This is a genomic window from Arthrobacter sp. YAF34, assembly GCF_052113245.1.
Taxonomy (GTDB): Bacteria; Actinomycetota; Actinomycetes; order Actinomycetales; family Micrococcaceae; genus Arthrobacter.
Map to the genome: position 1 here is coordinate 88,015 of NZ_JBFRCV010000011.1, position 15,808 is coordinate 103,822.

The 15,808-nt window shown below is 66.7% G+C and carries 14 protein-coding genes; 10 read left to right on the forward strand and 4 right to left on the reverse strand.

Features of this window, described 5'->3' with window-relative positions; translation table 11 throughout:
• Positions 1–9 precede the first annotated feature (9 nt).
• The 3 genes from AB4Y72_RS14480 to AB4Y72_RS14490 all read left to right on the forward strand — a co-directional run bounded on the left by AB4Y72_RS14480 (position 10) and on the right by AB4Y72_RS14490 (position 3,942).
• Complete coding sequence (locus AB4Y72_RS14480) at positions 10–2,400, forward strand: bifunctional salicylyl-CoA 5-hydroxylase/oxidoreductase (RefSeq protein ID WP_441426852.1); 2,391 nt, start codon at positions 10–12, stop codon at positions 2,398–2,400.
• A gap of 18 nt (positions 2,401–2,418) precedes the next feature.
• Positions 2,419–2,910: an acyl-CoA thioesterase gene (locus tag AB4Y72_RS14485; protein ID WP_441426853.1), complete on the forward strand. Its 492-nt coding sequence runs from the start codon at positions 2,419–2,421 to the stop codon at positions 2,908–2,910.
• 147 nt (positions 2,911–3,057) lie between these two features.
• Positions 3,058–3,942 carry a PaaX family transcriptional regulator gene (locus tag AB4Y72_RS14490; RefSeq protein WP_441426854.1) on the forward strand — a complete coding sequence of 295 codons (885 nt, stop codon included), beginning with the start codon at positions 3,058–3,060 and terminating at the stop codon, positions 3,940–3,942.
• A gap of 122 nt (positions 3,943–4,064) precedes the next feature.
• Here AB4Y72_RS14490 and AB4Y72_RS14495 read toward each other — a convergent pair whose 3' ends face one another.
• Genes AB4Y72_RS14495 through AB4Y72_RS14505 form a run of 3 tightly spaced genes read right to left on the reverse strand, consistent with a single transcriptional unit; the run spans position 4,065 to position 7,607 of the window.
• Positions 4,065–4,604 (reverse strand): HPP family protein, encoded by a 540-nt coding sequence (locus AB4Y72_RS14495; protein WP_441426855.1) that lies wholly within the window; start codon positions 4,602–4,604, stop codon positions 4,065–4,067.
• Between the two features lie 34 nt (positions 4,605–4,638).
• On the reverse strand, positions 4,639–5,100 hold the full coding sequence (locus tag AB4Y72_RS14500; protein WP_441426856.1) for a hypothetical protein: 462 nt from the start codon (positions 5,098–5,100) through the stop codon (positions 4,639–4,641).
• Positions 5,097–7,607: a molybdopterin oxidoreductase family protein gene (locus tag AB4Y72_RS14505; protein ID WP_441426857.1), complete on the reverse strand. Its 2,511-nt coding sequence runs from the start codon at positions 7,605–7,607 to the stop codon at positions 5,097–5,099. The genes AB4Y72_RS14500 and AB4Y72_RS14505 overlap by 4 nt, the downstream gene beginning before the upstream one ends.
• Positions 7,608–7,936: 329 nt before the next feature.
• On the opposite strand from AB4Y72_RS14505, the gene AB4Y72_RS14510 reads away from it, so the two are divergent.
• Positions 7,937–8,707, forward strand: coding sequence for a sigma-70 family RNA polymerase sigma factor (locus AB4Y72_RS14510; protein ID WP_441426858.1), 771 nt, complete (start codon positions 7,937–7,939; stop codon positions 8,705–8,707).
• Here AB4Y72_RS14510 and AB4Y72_RS14515 read toward each other — a convergent pair.
• Complete coding sequence (locus AB4Y72_RS14515) at positions 8,665–9,636, reverse strand: glycosyltransferase family 9 protein (RefSeq protein ID WP_441426859.1); 972 nt, start codon at positions 9,634–9,636, stop codon at positions 8,665–8,667. The genes AB4Y72_RS14510 and AB4Y72_RS14515 overlap by 43 nt on opposite strands.
• Before the next feature lie 97 nt (positions 9,637–9,733).
• Between AB4Y72_RS14515 and AB4Y72_RS14520 the strand changes: the two genes are divergently transcribed.
• From AB4Y72_RS14520 to AB4Y72_RS14545, 6 genes are read left to right on the forward strand one after another with little or no spacing between them, the layout of a single operon-like run.
• Positions 9,734–10,288 carry a D-glycero-alpha-D-manno-heptose-1,7-bisphosphate 7-phosphatase gene (locus tag AB4Y72_RS14520; protein WP_441426860.1) on the forward strand — a complete coding sequence of 185 codons (555 nt, stop codon included), beginning with the start codon at positions 9,734–9,736 and terminating at the stop codon, positions 10,286–10,288.
• A complete protein-coding gene (locus AB4Y72_RS14525; protein WP_441426861.1) occupies positions 10,285–11,361 on the forward strand; it encodes a glycosyltransferase family 9 protein in 1,077 nt (358 codons plus the stop codon). The genes AB4Y72_RS14520 and AB4Y72_RS14525 overlap by 4 nt, the downstream gene beginning before the upstream one ends.
• Positions 11,358–12,374, forward strand: coding sequence for a glycosyltransferase (locus tag AB4Y72_RS14530; protein WP_441426862.1), 1,017 nt, complete (start codon positions 11,358–11,360; stop codon positions 12,372–12,374). Before AB4Y72_RS14525 ends, AB4Y72_RS14530 begins: the two co-directional genes overlap by 4 nt.
• Entirely contained in the window at positions 12,371–13,645 is a 1,275-nt protein-coding gene (locus AB4Y72_RS14535) for a glycosyltransferase (protein WP_441426863.1), read from the forward strand. The genes AB4Y72_RS14530 and AB4Y72_RS14535 overlap by 4 nt, the downstream gene beginning before the upstream one ends.
• Positions 13,642–14,349, forward strand: coding sequence for a D-sedoheptulose-7-phosphate isomerase (locus AB4Y72_RS14540; protein ID WP_441426864.1), 708 nt, complete (start codon positions 13,642–13,644; stop codon positions 14,347–14,349). Before AB4Y72_RS14535 ends, AB4Y72_RS14540 begins: the two co-directional genes overlap by 4 nt.
• Complete coding sequence (locus AB4Y72_RS14545; RefSeq protein WP_441426865.1) at positions 14,346–15,728, forward strand: PfkB family carbohydrate kinase; 1,383 nt, start codon at positions 14,346–14,348, stop codon at positions 15,726–15,728. Before AB4Y72_RS14540 ends, AB4Y72_RS14545 begins: the two co-directional genes overlap by 4 nt.
• The last annotated feature ends 80 nt before the right edge of the window (positions 15,729–15,808 follow it).

Here is a 15,808-nt window from a genome sequence, read left to right on the forward strand (position 1 = left end):
AGCACAACCATGAAGATCGCAATCGTTGGAGGTGGCCCCGGTGGCCTTTACTTCGCGGCACTGATGAAGCAGCTGGACCCGTCGCACGACATCACCCTTTGGGAGCGGAACGCCGCAAGCGACACCTTTGGTTTCGGCGTCGTATTTTCCGATGAGACGCTTGGCGGCATCGGGAACGCCGACGCCGTGGTGGCGGACTACATGAGCCGCCGGTTCGCCCGCTGGTCCGATATCGACATCCACTTCGGCGGAGAAATGATCACCGTGGGTGGCCAGGGCTTCGCGGCCATGAGCCGCAAGGAACTGCTCGAGCTGCTCCAGCGCCGCTGCGCCGAGCTCAACGTGGACCTGCGCTTCCAGACGATCGCACCGGCCATCGAGGAACTCGAAGCCAACTACGATCTCGTGCTCGCCGCAGACGGCGTAAACTCGCAGATCCGTGCCAAGTACGCCGACTCCTTCGGACCCGACCTGGACCCGCGCACCAACAAATACATGTGGCTCGGTACGGATCAGGTGTTCGAAGCCTTCAAGTTCTTCGTGAAGGAAACCGAGTGGGGCGTCATGCAGGTCCACGGCTACCCGTACTCGGATGAGGGCTCCACGTTCATCGTCGAAATGCACGAGGACGTGTGGCGCGCGGCTGGCTTCGACGAGACCGCCAACGAAGTCTTCCCTCCCGGCGTATCCGACGAAAAGGCCATCGCCAAAATCCGTTCGATCTTTGCCCAGGAATTGGACGGCCACGAAGTCCTGTCCAACAACTCCAAATGGCTCAACTTCAACACCGTGCGCAACCAGAGCTGGCGCCATAACAACGTGGTGCTCGTGGGCGATGCCGCCCACACCGCGCACTTCTCCATCGGTTCCGGCACCAAGCTGGCCATGGAAGATTCCCTCGCCCTGGCGGCTTGCCTCCACGAACACCCGGACGTCGAATCCGCGCTGTCCGCCTATGAGGCCGAGCGCCGGCCCGTGGTGGCGTCCACCCAGCGCGCCGCCCAGGCCTCCTTGGAGTGGTTCGAGCGCATCGGCCAGTACAAGGACCAGGACCCCACGCAGTTCGCCTTCAACCTGCTGACCCGCAGCCGGCGCATCACCCAGGAAAACCTGCGCCTCCGCGACCCGGAGTTCGCAGAGGCCGTGGACCGCAACTTCGCAGATGCCCACGGCCTTGCACACACCGCCCCGGCCATGTTCCAGCCGTTCCGCGTCGGTGAGCTGGAAGTGAAGAACCGGATCGTGGTCTCGCCCATGGACATGTACGCCGCCGTCGACGGCATCCCGGGCGACTTCCACAAGGTCCACCTCGGTTCCAAGGCGCTTGGCGGAGCCGGCCTGGTCATGACCGAGATGGTCTGCGTGTCTGAGGCGGGCCGCATCACCCCCGGCTGCAGCGGCCTCTACACGGACAGCCAGCGCGACAGCTGGAAGGAAATCGTGGACTTCGTCCACACCCGCTCCACCGCGAAGATCTGCGCCCAGCTTGGCCATTCCGGCCGCAAGGCGTCCACCAAGCTCATGTGGGAGGGCATCGACGAGCCCCTGGAGTCCGGCAACTGGCAGGCAGTGGGCCCCTCGGCGCTGCCCTACGGTCCAGGCAGCCAGACCCCCGTGGAACTCGATCGTGCCGGCATGCAAGCCATCAAGGAAGAGTTCGTCGCCGCGACGCTCCGGGCTGAGCAGGCAGGTTTCGACCTCCTCGAGATCCACGCCGCCCACGGCTACCTGCTCTCTTCTTTCCTTTCGCCGGTTTCCAACCGCCGGACAGACGAATACGGCGGCAGCCTGGAGAACCGCCTGCGGTTCCCGCTTGAAGTGTTCGACGCCGTTCGCGCGGCCTGGCCCGCAGCCAAGCCTGTGACAGTGCGCATCTCGGCGACTGACTGGATCGAGGGCGGTAATACCTCCGACGATTCGGTGGAGATCGCCCGCGCCTTCGTCACCCACGGCGCTGCCGGTCTGGATATCTCTACGGGCCAGGTGGCAAAGGAAGAGAAGCCCGCCTACGGACGCAGCTACCAGACGCCGTTCGCTGACCGGATCCGGCAGGAAGTCGCCGCACCCGCAGGCGTGGCGGTGATTGCCGTGGGCGCCATCTCCAGCTACGACGACGTGAACTCCATTCTCCTCGCCGGCCGGGCAGACCTCATCGCACTGGGCCGCACTCACCTGTACGACCCCCAGTGGACCCTGCACGCCGCCGCTGAACAGGAATACCAGGGCCCCGGCGCGCAGTGGATTCCGCAGTTCCGCGCCGGACGCCGCAAGCCTCCGAGCTCTCGCACCGACGCCGTACGTCCGCGCCTGTCCCTGCTGCGGGAACCGGAGGCTGAAGAAGCCAAGACCCACTTGCGCTGGACGCCCGCGCCCGCCGCGGCGTCGGTGCTGGTCAAGTAGCCGTCCGCTAGGAGAATCATGGATCACAGTGAGACGCGCGACTCTCGGGGATATCCGCAGGCAACCATCTACCGCACGGTGGAATGGGTGGACACCGACGCCTCCGGCCATCAGCACAATTCGGCCGTCCTGCGCTGGGTTGAGGCTGCCGAGGCAGAGCTGTTCCGGAACCTGCACTTGACGGACTACTTCCCGGTTGCACCCCGCGTCCAGCAAGTGGTCAATTACAAGGCCAAGCTGTGGTTCGGCCAGCGCGTCACCGCAACGGTGAGAATCCACGCGCTCGGCCGAACCTCGCTGACCATGGCGTTCGAGGTTCGGGGCGAGGCAGGCGGCACACCCGGCCGGGACGGCACCGATCGCCATACTCTCGACGACGGTTCCTCGGACAGCGGAGCTGTGGCGGCTTTTGGTACGGTCACCACTGCGCACGTTCCCGCTGGCGCCACTGCTGCGCAGCCCTGGCCAGAGCATTTTGTCCAAGTTTTGCGGGGCCCTAGCGCGGCATGACGGACCGGCCTTGGTATTCATTTCGGGACCAGGCGGCCTCAAGTGAGCTCCGCCCCGGACCTGATCATCAACGGATGGGACGGGTCCCAGCCCTATGATGAACAAAAATGGCGCCGTGACTTGTGGCGCGGAAATGAGGATCCGTCAATGCTAGCCGTCCCGGCACCCCCGGTTCGCCACCAGCAACTCATCGTCACCATTTTCGGTCTGTATGGTCGGGACGTTGGGGACGCGCTGCCGGTCTCCGCGCTGATTTCCATGCTGGGGACGCTCGGCTACGACGCGCCAGGTGTCAGGTCATCGGTGTCGAGGCTCAAAGCCAAGGGTGTCCTCAAGAGCGTTCGTGAGGGCGGCGTTGCGAAGTACAAGATCTCGGAATCGATAAGCGACGTCTTCCGGGAAGGAGACCGGAGAATCTTCGCGCCGGAGCAGCCGGCTCCCGTGGACACGTGGGTCCTGGCGGTCTTCTCAGTACCTGAGGCCATGCGTAACCGCCGGCACCAGCTGCGCTCGGAGCTGTCCGGGCTGGGGTTCGGCTCGGTGTCCTCGGGCGTCTGGATCGCTCCCGCGAGGAAGTTGGAACAAGCCAAGGAACGCCTTACCGCAAGCGGACTCATCCAGTTCGTGGATCTGTTTCGCAGCGACTACATTTTTGACGGCCCCATGCGGCCCAAGATCTCTGAATGGTGGGACCTGAAGGAACTCGACGAGCAATTCATCGAGTTCCTTCAGGTCTATCAAGGCGCGGAGCAGCAATGGTCTGAACTTGTGGGAGATGACCCCGAGGCCGCGCTCGCGGGATCCACGGAAGAACTGCGGCGCGATGCCTTCCGCTACTACATTCCCATGCTGACCATGTGGCGGCGCTTCCCGTACCGCGACCCGAACTTGCCCGCCGACTATCTGCCCCCGGAGTGGCACGGCCCTGCAGTCCGCAGGACGTTTCAGTTCGTGCACCGTCTGGCCGCGCCTTTGGCCGAGGCACACGCCCACGAACTCATTAGCGGTGCCCTAGACCCAGCTGCGGCCTAGACGACCGGCGCCGAGCCCCTGAAGATTTGGACGTACCCGCTGACCCGACCCGGGCCGCCCTACCACCGGACATGATGCGGAACGTGCCCGGGGCGGTTATGCGGGTGCTGGCCGTGCGGAGGTCAGTCCGTAGTTGCCGGCTTAGTACCTAGGAGCACATTCAGGCCCCATCCCGCGGCGGTGACGAGGAGGACGGCCCCTGCCATGGACAGCAGCTGCGGAGGACTCGTCAGGATGCCCAGGCTGACGATGAGCGTTGTCGCGCCGGCAGGAGGGTGCGGTGTTCGAAGCCAGGTCAGCACCAACGTGGTGAGCGCTACGGAAAGGGCCCCGGCGGCCACATAGGGTACGGTGAGCCCGCCGACCGGGGCCGGCGGGCTGCCCTGGAGTCCGAAGGCGTACAGGCAGAGGATGCCCGTCACCAAGCCCGTGAGGTGTCCGACCAGCGTGTTGACCGGCCGGGAGGAGGGCTGTTCCGGGGACTCGAAGAACAGCATCACCGTCGGACCCAGGCTGGGAAAAAGCCAAGGGAGGTGCAGTGCCAACCCGGCCGCGCCGGCCAGAGCGAGGACAACGAGCGAAAGCAGTGCAGCGTAAACAGCGGGCCCCAGTGCACTGCGACGGGATGTGAGCCTCTTCAGCAGGGACGGCGTCATGGGCATGGGGGCTGCCTTCCATGATGAGCTGGGTAGACGTTCAGTTTGCCACGATGAGGGCCTGCGGGGCTGCCTGTTTCATCCGGGTTTCCAGCCAGCGCAGCTGAACGGCGGTCTCGCCGTCACAGCGGGAGACGACGTCGAGCAGTTCACGGTCGCGGAGGGCCGAGCCGGCCTGTTTAACCATGGCCCAGGTCACGTCCACGAGGCTCGCCAGCAGGTAAAGGTCCTGCAGGTCGCGGAGTAGCCCCACCGGGCCCTGCCGCGTCGTTGACAGCCCCTCGGCGTGAAGCCGTTCGGGTTCGCTGTCCGAGCGAACTTCGCCGTAACGCTGGACGACGGGGAGCAGCAGGCGGCTGTGCTCGTCGCACTGGGTTGCCAGTGTCTGGCAGAGGAAATGCACGTCGGGCTCGGCGCCGTGTCCTTCCGCCACCTGGCGGAAGGATTCTGAGAGTGTCTGTTCGGCCTTGTGGAGCATGCCCAGATAGATGTTCAGGTTCATGGCGTGCCGTCCTGTCCGCCGTGCCGGATTGCCTCCGGGAAGCGGGGCGGCGGGGCGGCGCTGATGTGTTCGGTGGCTGCGGCGTCCGTGCCTCCGACGGTCGGCCGCGCCGGCGTGAGTTCCCCCGCCGCGGCGGGGCGCGAAGCTGTTGTCGTGGGCGCCGGGGCGGGCCCGGCGGCATCACCGATCTTCTCCACCTGTACCGCGGCATTCTTGAAGACGGGCTGTTTTGACACCGGATCCCATTCGGTGATGGTGAGTTCGTTGGCGGCCGTCGGGTGTTCCCCGGGCACCCCGCTGCGGTCCCAGTAGCCATAGTGGAACGGTGCGAAGACTGTTCCGCTTCGGATGTCGCTGATGCGGGCCGGGACCTCGATCCGGCCCCGCCGCGACGTCACCCGGACCAGGTCTCCCTCCCGAATTCCGAGCCGTTCGGCGTCGTCCGGCCCCAGCTCCACCCAGGCGCTCGGTGCGGCGCGGGTCAGGGGCCGGGATCTTCCGGTCTTGGTCCGGGTGTGGAAGTGGTAGGCGGTCCGGCCGGTCGTGTACCGGAACGGGTACTGTCCGTCGGGCTCCTCGTGCGGAGGGTGATAGTCAGCGGCCTTCAGGATGGCGCGGCCGCCCGGAGCGCGGGCCCGGAATGGCTCCGCCCCGACCGTGGCGCCGGTCAACAGGTCGTGGCCGTAGCTTTCGCAATACTCCGGATCCGTCGGGAAGAGCCCGTCCCCGTAGAGCCGTTCCCTCCCGACCGGGTTCTCGTCGTTGCAGGGCCACTGGATGCCGCTGCTGCCGCGGAGCCTGTCATAGGTGATCCCGGTGTAGTCGCAGGGACGGCCCCGGGAACACTCTTTCCACGCTTCGAAGGCGTCCTCTGGGCCGGTCCAAGGCAAAAGTGCTTCGCCACCGAGCGTGGTGAAGCCCATTCGGCGGGCGTAATCGAGGAAGATGGCCAGATCGCTGCGGGCCTCCCCGGGCGGCTCGACAGCTTTGTCCGAAAGGTGGACAGTCCGGTCGGCGTTCGTGAAGGTCCCAGTCTTTTCACCCCACCCCGCCGCGGGGAGCACGACGTCGGCAGCCTGCGCCGTCTCGGTCAGGTAGAGGTCCTGAACCACCAGAAAGAGGTCGGGTTTGGCGAGGATGTCCCGGATCCGGGGGAGTTCGGGCATGGACACCGCCGGGTTAGTGGCCGAGATCCAGATGAATTCGATCGATCCCTGCTCGGCGTACCGGAAGATCTGCATCGCGTGGGTCGGCGGCGCCCAGTGCGGGATGGTCAACGGGTCCACATCCCACAGCGCCGCGAGTTCCGCGATGTGGGCCGGGTTTTCCCAGTTCCGGAAGCCCGGGAGGTCGCCGTCGGCCCCGCATTCCCGGTTATTCTGGGCCGTGGGCTGGCCGTTCATCTGCAGGATTCCGCAGCCGGGCCGGCCCAGCAGCCCGCGCAGCAGGTGCAGGTTGTTGACCTGGCAGGAGGCGGCAGTTGCCTGCGTCGACTGGTAGAAGCCTTGGAGGACTGTGGAGAGCACCCGCGGCGAGGTTCCGAAGATCCGGGCCGCTTCCCGGATGTCGGCGGCGCTCACGTCGCAGACCGCCGCGGCCGCTTCCGCCGTCCACGGCCCGACCGTGGCGCTCAGTTCTTCCAGGCCGAGCGTATGCGCATGCACGTACTCCTCATCGAGCCAGCCGTTCGCCAGGATCTCGTGGACAAGCGCGTTCATCAGGGCGAGATTGGTCCCTGGCCGGACGGCGAGATGAACGTCGGCGTAGCGGGCGACCTCGGTCTCGCGAGGGTCGACGCAGACGAGCTTGGGCCGGTCCGGACCGGCGATGCGGTCCAGCATCCGGGACCACAGCACCGTCTGGGTTTCGGCCATGTTGTGTCCATAGAGGAAAATCGCGTCGCAACTGTCGATGTCGGCATACGTCCCTGGCTGGCCGTCGGCTCCGAAGGACTCCTTCAAGGCCGCGGCCGCCGTGGCCGTGCAAAGACGCGTATTCCCGTCCATGTGGGGTGTGCCGATGCCGGCTTTTCCGAGGACGGCCAGGGCGTAGTACTCCTCCAGGAACAGCTGCCCGCTGGTATAGAAGCCGTGGCTGAGGGGCCCCCTGTCCCGTAGGAGCTGCCGGCTGCGTTCAGTGATCCGGTTCATCGCAGTGTCCCAGTCGCACTCGACCAGTTTGCCGTTCTCGCGGATCAAAGGCCGGGTGAGACGGTCTTTGTGGGACATCCCCTGCCAGCTGGCAAACAGGCCCTTGGGCCCAAGGCGGCCATGATTGACCAGATCACTTGCACGGCCGCGGATCCCCACCATGGCGCCGTCTTTCACGGCAATGTCACACGCGCAGCCGTTGCTGCATAGGACGCAGGCGGACTGAACCCACTGCTCGATATCGTCCTCGGCGACGCCCTCAGCGAGCGCCTGGTCCACTCGCACCGGCCATAGCCCGTCTTTCGAGTAGGCGGTTCGCGTACCCCAAATCTCTGCGATCCGGTCAACCACGGTCATCCTCCTGTGAAGCTGCCCTCAACTTTTGTTCCCGGCTTCCCGGAGTCCCCGGACCGGTGCAATGCGGCCGCCGCGTTCGGCGCGCGACTCTTGTGGCCGGTTGGGACGAAGGCCTGTCTTTCGGACAGCGCCCGTGCACCACACCTATCAGCATGCTTAGCAATAGTCCAGTGATTTCCGAAGGCTCCCGTCAAGGAATCCGCCCCGGATTTGGGTGCTTCGGAAGCTTCGAGAACGAAGGGGCATTGAATTATAAGCAGGCTTATGGTTTCCTGCTTCTAAGTCCTGTCACGGGCTTGACCAGAACCCATGCTCAAAGGAACACTGACATGGCTGATTCCAGGCAAATTTCGGCCCCTCGGGGGCAAATCCGGCAGGCTTTTGAGAGCCAGCTCGTCCTTGACTACTTGGATCTTGCGGAGTCTCTGGCGGCCCGATTTGCCGGCCGGGGCCACGAGCGGGAAGACCTGATCCAAGTGGCCTATCTGGGGCTGGTTAAGGCAGCCCGGGCATTCGATGAACACAGAGGCACGAACTTCCCGGGCTTTGCGGCCCCTACCATTACCGGGGAGCTGAAACGCTATCTGCGTGACCGTTGCTGGGTGGTCCGGCCTCCTCGGAGCATACAGACCCTCCGGGCTGAACTGCTGCGCACAGAGCCTGCCCTGGCACAGACCCTCGGTAGAAGTCCCACCGCGGCGGAGCTGGCCGGGGAGTTAGGTGTATCAATCTCCTCTGTCGTGGAGGCAGCGGCGGCCGTGTCCAGCATGCGCCCCGATTCGCTCGATGCTGTCGACAGCCGGGACGGCGGTGCGCCGCCCCCGTCGGAACCGGCGGCGGCGGACCCGGGATTTGAGCGGCTCGACGAGCTGATGTGCCTGAGCCGGGCCATCGGGGAGCTCTCAGCCCAAGAGAGGACGCTTTTATATCGGCGGTATTTTTGCGGGGAGACCCAGACGGAGTTGGGCAGGAGATTTGGCGTGTCGCAAATGCAAATCTCACGCCGGCTGTCACGGGTGCTCGTGCAACTGCAGCAGCGGCTCTCGGCAGGGGAGCCTCAGAGCCGCCCAAGGTCACGGACAGCGTCGAGTACATCATGAACGGCGACGCCCAAGAGCGCAGGATCCGGATCCCGGGCGAAGGCATCGCCGCGGCGCAGTTCGGCCTTGGTCAACACGATGTGCGGGCCGGGCGGGGGACCCCATTCCGCGGGCGTTACGGGACCGAAGAGTACAACGGAGGGCCGTCCGTAGGCTGATGCGAGGTGGGCCGCGCCTGTGTCGGCCGAGATGACCAGGCGTGCGTCGGCGATCAGTGCCGCGAATTCCCGGAGGAGCTGGCGGCCGGCAAGGACGGCATCGGCCTGGATCCCGGCCGCGGCGGCAACTTCCAAGGCCCGGCCCCGCTCCGTCTCGCTGCCGGTGAAGACCACGGTGTGCCCGGCTTGCCGCAGCCGTCCGGAGACCTCGGCGAATCGCTCGGCCGGCCATAGACGGCTGCCGTAGGCGGCGCCCACATGGACGATCGTGGCTCCCGGCTGCGTGGTGGGGACGACCGGGGCTGACAGGTGCAGATCCTGCGGATCGGCGTCGATCCCGTGCCATTGCAACAGCCGCGTCCAGCGCTCCCGTTCGTGAATGCCCTCCACCCACGCCGGCCCGGCATCGAAGGATGCAGCGTCAATGGGACCGGAGCCGAGGTCAGGCGCGTGGCTGATGACGTGCTTTGCCCGCAGTGCCGCAATGCGGCGCTGGCTCTGGGGTCCGCGACCGTGGAGGTTCACGGCGACGTCCACGACGCCGGGCGTCAGGGCCAGTGGCTCATCCAGCCCCTGGGTCGGCAGCAACTCGAAACCGCCGACCAGCGCGACAGCGTCCTCTAGCCAGCCTGGTGCCGCATACAGCAGGCGGTGGTGCGGGTATGCGCGACGCAGGGCGTGCAGGGCCGGGACCGCCACCAGGAGATCGCCGAGCTTGAGCGCCCGCAGGGCCACCAGCACAGGCCTGCCATCGTCCCCGGATCCGCCCATCGCGCCCGCCCTTCCCGGTTTGTCTGATTTCGGAGTTTAGTCCCGCGACGGACCTGCGGGGCGTTTAGCCGAGGGGCCATCGGGGAACAAGGCAATTATGGGACCTTTCGCTGGAGCGCGGCTGAGGGCCGTCCTGTTCGACCGGGACGGCACCCTTGTCCGTGACGTGCCGTACAACGGCGACCCCGCCCGGGTGGATCCGATGCCGCAGGCCAGGGAGGTGCTGCACTCCCTCCGGTCCATCGGCATCGCGACCGGCGTACTGAGCAATCAGTCAGGGATCGGCCGCGGGATCCTGACCACTGACCAGGTGGCTGCGGTCAATCTTCGGATCGAGCAACTCCTGGGTCCCTTCGACGTCTGGGAGATATGCCCGCACGGGCCCGGGGACGGTTGCGCCTGCCGGAAACCGGCGCCCGGCATGATCCTCAGTGCATGCCGCCGGCTGGGCATCGCGACTGCCGAGGCGGCCTATATCGGCGACATCGGGGCCGACGTTGAGGCTGCCCTCGCGGCGGGAGCCCGCGGTGTCATGGTACCCACGTCACTGACCCTGCCGGGGGAAGTTGACGCGGCACCGGAGGTTGCTGCGGATCTTCGTTCCGCGGTGAGCCTTTTGGCACGCGCGTCCTCCGGACGGACGGCCTCATGAGCCGCGTCATGGTGGTCCGGCTGGATGGCGCCGGCGATGTCCTCTTGGCCGGTCCGGCGGTCCGGGCTGTCGCCCACGGGCGGCGGCCGGATGGCGGTGCCCCGAACGACGTCGTCATGTTGTGCGGCCCCGACGGAGAACAAGCCGCCTCCCTCCTGCCTGGCCTGTCGGAAGTCTTCAGCTGGAGCTGCCCGTGGATCGTGAAGCCTGCGCCCCGGGTAGAAAAGCGCCACCTCGAGACCCTGACGTCGTTCGTCAGGAACTCGAGGATCGCCGAGGCCGTCATATTGACCTCGTTCCATCAGTCGCCCTTGCCGCTGGCCTTGTTGCTCCGGCTCGCCGGGGTAGGACGGATCACCGGAGCCTCAGTGGACTATGCCGGCAGCCTGCTGGACGTCCGGCTGCGGCCCGGCGAGGATTTTCCCGAGGACCAACCCGAAGCCGAACGCGCTCTCGGCATCGCCCAGGCCGCCGGCTTCAGCCTGCCCCCCGGGGATACCGGCAAGCTCCGGGTGCAGGACTATCCCGATGTCCGCCACCTGGTCGGAGAGGAACCGTACGTCGTGGTCCACCCCGGAGCCTCCGCCCCCTCCCGGGCCTGGCCGCCGCTGCACCACGCAGCGGCAGTGGAACTGCTCGAAGGAGCAGGTCACCGCGTGGTGGTGACCGGAGGACCGGGAGAAACCGGGCTGACGGCTACGGTCGCCGGCCCGTCAGCACTGGACCTGGGCGGCCGGACAGATCTGAAGACCCTTGCCGGGGTAGTGGCCGCGGCCGAAGTTCTGGTCACAGGAAACACGGGCCCGGCGCACTTGGCCGCCGCACTCGGCACGCCGGTGGCGTGCCTTTTTTCCCCGGTGGTTCCCGCGATCCGGTGGGCCCCCTATGGCGTGCCCCTGGAAATCCTGGGGGATCAGAACGCGCCCTGCAAACTCAGTCGGGCCACGCAGTGCCCCATCCCGGGCCATCCCTGCCTGTCCACGGTGGCTCCGGAACAAGTCGTGGATGCGGTGGAACGGCTGATTGGCGGGGTGTCCTCGCTGTCCACCCGACGAAAGGTACGTCACCCGTGAGAATCCTGCTTTGGCACGTACATGGATCATGGACCGACGCATTCGTTCGCGGCCCCCATGAGTACCTCCTGCCGGTGCTGCCGGGCCATGGGCCTTGGGGCCTGGGCCGGGGCGGGCGTCCCTGGCCGGCCTCCGTGCGTGAAGTACGGCTGGATACGCTGAATGCGGACAGCGTGGATGCCGTGCTGCTGCAACGGCCGGAGGAGATAGCGGAGGTGACGCGGTGTCTGGGCCGACGCCCGGGCAAGGACCTTCCGGCGGCCTATGTGGAACACAACACCCCCAAAGGCAATGTGCCGAACGCGGTCCATCCGCTGGCCGACCAGGAGTCCATACCGGTGGTCCACGTGACACATTTCAATCAACTGTTCTGGGACAACGGCTCCGCACCGACAGTCGTAATTGAACATGGCATCCCTGACCCCGGACATGCCTATATCGGGGAGCTGCCGGAGTTCGCCGCTGTCATCAACGAACCGGTACGGCGCTGGCGGTTCACCGGCACCGATCTCCTGGACCGCTTCGCGGAAGCCGCCCCGGTGCAGGTCTTTGGCCTGGGCGGCGACGGTTTGCCCGCGGCGCTGGGCCTGCCGGCCCGGCGCATCGTGGTGCGTGGCGATCTGTCCCTCGGCGACCTGCACCGCGAAATGTCCCGTTGCCGGGTCTACCTCCACCTCATGCGCTGGACCTCGCTGGGGCTTTCCCTCCTCGAAGCCATGCACCTCGGGATGCCCGTCGTGGTGCTGGCGGCCACTGAGGCGGCGCGCGCCGTGCCACCGGAGGCGGGCGCGATATCCAGCAGCGTGGACGACCTCGCGCGAGCCGCCCGATTGCTCATTGATGACCCGGAGGAAGCCCGGCGGCGCGGCGACCTTGCCCGTCAGTTTGCGTTGGACCGCTATGGCCTCCCGGCTTTCCTCGGCGCCTGGGATGCCCTGCTCGAGGACCTGACCGACCGTAGGTTCCGGAGCGGGCGGGTACTCATCCCAGCCCAAGAAAGGAAAAGCCAGTGAAGGTTTCGATGGTTTCAGAACATGCCAGCCCGCTGGCGGCCCTCGGCGGAGTCGACGCGGGCGGCCAGAACGTCCACGTGGCTGCCCTTTCCGCTGCGCTGGCCAGGCGCGGCCACCACGTCACCGTCTACACCAGGCGGGACTCGGAGGATCTCCCGGCCAGAGTGCAGATCTTCCCGCGCCTGGAAGTGGTCCACATCCCGGCCGGCCCGGCCCGCCTTATACCCAAGGACGAACTCCTTCCGTTTATGGGGAAGCTGGCGAAGGGAATTTCACGCGACTGGGAGAAGCGGCCTCCGGACGTGGTGCATGGGCACTTCTGGATGTCGGGTCTGGCGGCCCTCGAAGCGGTCCGGCGAGTGGCCCAAGGAAGGTCCCAGATCCCGGTTGTCCAGACTTTCCACGCGCTGGGCACCGTAAAACGCCGCCACCAAGGCATCGCGGACACCAGCCCGGTCGAGAGGCAGTGGTTGGAGCCTTCGGTCGGGCAAGCGGCAGACCGAATCATCGCGACCTGCTCCGATGAAGCGTTCGAGTTGAAAGCGATGGGGGTTCCGCAGGAGAGGATTTCGATCACGCCGTGCGGGGTGGACTTGGACCTCTTCCAGGCTACCGGGCCAGCCGAGGAGCACGAGAGGACATACCGGATACTGTCCGTCGGACGCCTCGTGCCACGAAAAGGCGTCGACGTGGCCATCCGGTCGTTGGCGTTGCTCCGGGACGCCGGATTCCACGACGTCGAACTCCTGATCGTTGGCGGTGATGCCACCGCCGTGGAGTCCGATGCAGAGGCCCGCCGCCTGCTGTCCATCGCTGCAGCACTGGGCGTCAGGCAGCATGTCACCATCCGCGGACAAGTGCGCCGCGAGGCCATGCCGGGAATCTTCCGCAGCGCTGATGCCGTCGTCTGTACCCCATGGTATGAACCGTTCGGCATCGTCCCGCTCGAAGCCATGGCCTGCGGCGTCCCCGTGGTCGCTGCGGCTGTGGGCGGCCTCAGGGACACGGTGGTGGATCACGAAACCGGTCTGCTCGTCCCGCCCCAGGATCCACAGGCCACCGCCGAAGCCCTCGCCCGACTGTTGGCCGACCCCGGACTGCGCCGGGAACTTGGACGTGCCGGCCAGCAGCGCGCGCGGGCGCGTTACAGCTGGGACCGAGTAGCGGCCGAAACCGAAAAGGCCTATCTGCAGACCCTCACCGCGAAAGCCGCAGCCCGGCTGGCCGGCGCCCGCGGTCTGCTGGAACCCGCGGAAGGAGCCGCGCCGTGACCGCCGAATGGCCCCTGACCCGGGAGCACCCCCGGGGCCCGTTTGTTCCCCGCACAGGAACGGCGCAAGAGGCCCCGGACGGCGATGAACGCGCAGACACTGGCACCGTTCAGGATCCGGTCGCAGCAGTCCGGGCCCACCTGCGCAGTGTGCAGACAGCACTCGAATCGTTGGGCGGGCAGTCCCTGCGGGTGGCTGCCTGGGGCGAGGATCTCGCCCAGAGATTACAGGCCGGACACCGCCTGCTCGCCGCCGGAAACGGCGGCTCCGCCGCGGAGGCCCAACATCTCACGGCCGAGCTCCTGGGGCGTTTCCAAGACGAAAGGGCCCCTTTCTCCGCCATCTCCCTGCACGCCGACACCTCAGCTGTGACAGCCATCGCCAACGACTACGGTTTCGAGGAGCTCTACGCGCGGCAGGTCCGGGCGCACGGCCGCCCCGGCGATGTCTTGATGCTGCTGTCCACAAGCGGAAAGAGCCCCAATTTGTTGCGGGCCGCAGAGGTCGCCTCCCGGACCGGAATCACCACCTGGGCCCTGACCGGACGGTCACCAAATCCGCTCTCACTCAATTGCGACGAAACGATTGCCATTGACGGTCCCGCCCCCCACGTTCAGGAATGTCACCTGATTGCGCTGCACGCCATGTGCCGGGCATTCGACAGCGAAATCCGTCGACTGGGCCGCGCAGGAGTGCGGGCATGAAGATCGTCGTAGTTGGTGATGCTTTGCTCGACGTTGATCTTGACGGCGTGGCCACCAGGCTCAGCCCGGACGCCCCCGTGCCCGTCATCGACGTCTTGACCGTCAAAGCGAGAGCCGGTGGCGCCGCACTCGTGGCCCGGATGCTCGCCAACGACGGACACCACGTGAGCCTCGTGACCGCACTGGGCCAGGACGACCCCGGCCGCCGGCTCTTGCACGAGCTGTCCGGCATTACCGTCGTCGCAGGACCCTCAGGGGCGCCGACCCCGGTCAAGACCCGGCTTCGGGCCGGAGGCCACCCGGTGGCCCGGTTTGATGAGGGCTGCCAAGAGCGGTCCGTACCCGAAATGACGCCCGAAATGCTGCACGCGTTGAAGGGAGCGGAAGCCCTGGTTGTGGCAGATTACGGCCGCGGTCTGACCTCGAACCCTTCCCTGCGCGCATTGATCGGACGCCTCGCCCCGAACATCCCTGTCATCTGGGACCCCCACCCGGCCGGAACCGATCCCGTGCCCGGCGTCTCCGTCGTCACGCCGAACCAGTCAGAGGCCTGCAGCTTCGCCGCAGCTGTGAGCTCTGGAAAGCCGGCCCCGACTGCGAGAACAGGGACAGGCGAGATTGCCGGTACGCTACTGCGGCATTGGCGGAGCAGGGCGGTCCTGATCACGCAGGGCGAGCAGGGAGCGATGCTCGTGCGCGAGTCATCACCGGCGCCTGTTCATCTCCCGGCGCCGATGACCGCGGTAGCTGATGCCTGTGGTGCTGGCGACAAGCTCGCGTCCAGCCTGGCAGTCCACCTCCTGGCCGGAGAAGACGTCGAATTGTCCTGCCGCCAAGCGGTCCGGGAAGCCGCGTCGTTCCTGGCCGCAGGCGGCGTCGCAGCACTGGCGTCGGCGCCACCGCCGCTGCCCCTCCCGGTGGAAGGGACCGAGGCGCTGGCCTGCGTCCGCCGGGTGCGGGAAAACGGCGGAACAGTGGTTGCGACAGGTGGATGCTTCGATCTCCTGCACGCCGGGCACGCCCGTACGCTGGCCGCCGCCAGGCGCCTGGGCGACTGCCTCATTGTCTGTCTGAACTCCGATGCCTCGGCCCGCCGCATCAAGGGGGCAACCCGACCCATCATGGGCCAACAGGACAGGTCCGAGCTGCTGCTTTCGCTCGAAAGCGTTGACGCCGTCATCGTGTTCGACGAGGACACCCCGGAGCGGTGCCTTGAACGACTGCGCCCGGATATCTGGGTAAAGGGCGGGGACCACGACGCGACGCAGCTGCCCGAAACCCCGCTGGTGGAGAGCTGGGGAGGCCGCTGCGTGAGCGTTCCTTACCACCCGGCCCGCTCCACGACCCGGCTCGCTGCTGCGCTGGAACGCGTGGGCTAAGCCCGAACTCGGGCAACAAACCACAGGATCTGATCCCGCGAATCCATCCCGGCCGGCGGCCGGCCTATGAAAGGAACAAA

What these genes read in the sequence shown, in the direction of transcription:
- AB4Y72_RS14500 (WP_441426856.1), bottom strand. Translation starts at nt 5,100, where the DNA reads ATGAACCTGAACATCTATCTGGGCATGCTCCACAAGGCCGAACAGACA.
- AB4Y72_RS14495 (WP_441426855.1), bottom strand. Translation starts at nt 4,604, where the DNA reads ATGCCCATGACGCCGTCCCTGCTGAAGAGGCTCACATCCCGTCGCAGT.
- AB4Y72_RS14485 (WP_441426853.1), top strand. Translation starts at nt 2,419, where the DNA reads ATGGATCACAGTGAGACGCGCGACTCTCGGGGATATCCGCAGGCAACC.
- AB4Y72_RS14515 (WP_441426859.1), bottom strand. Translation starts at nt 9,636, where the DNA reads ATGGGCGGATCCGGGGACGATGGCAGGCCTGTGCTGGTGGCCCTGCGG.
- AB4Y72_RS14490 (WP_441426854.1), top strand. Translation starts at nt 3,058, where the DNA reads ATGCTAGCCGTCCCGGCACCCCCGGTTCGCCACCAGCAACTCATCGTC.
- AB4Y72_RS14525 (WP_441426861.1), top strand. Translation starts at nt 10,285, where the DNA reads ATGAGCCGCGTCATGGTGGTCCGGCTGGATGGCGCCGGCGATGTCCTC.
- AB4Y72_RS14480 (WP_441426852.1), top strand. Translation starts at nt 10, where the DNA reads ATGAAGATCGCAATCGTTGGAGGTGGCCCCGGTGGCCTTTACTTCGCG.
- AB4Y72_RS14505 (WP_441426857.1), bottom strand. Translation starts at nt 7,607, where the DNA reads ATGACCGTGGTTGACCGGATCGCAGAGATTTGGGGTACGCGAACCGCC.
- AB4Y72_RS14520 (WP_441426860.1), top strand. Translation starts at nt 9,734, where the DNA reads ATGGGACCTTTCGCTGGAGCGCGGCTGAGGGCCGTCCTGTTCGACCGG.
- AB4Y72_RS14510 (WP_441426858.1), top strand. Translation starts at nt 7,937, where the DNA reads ATGGCTGATTCCAGGCAAATTTCGGCCCCTCGGGGGCAAATCCGGCAG.
- AB4Y72_RS14545 (WP_441426865.1), top strand. Translation starts at nt 14,346, where the DNA reads ATGAAGATCGTCGTAGTTGGTGATGCTTTGCTCGACGTTGATCTTGAC.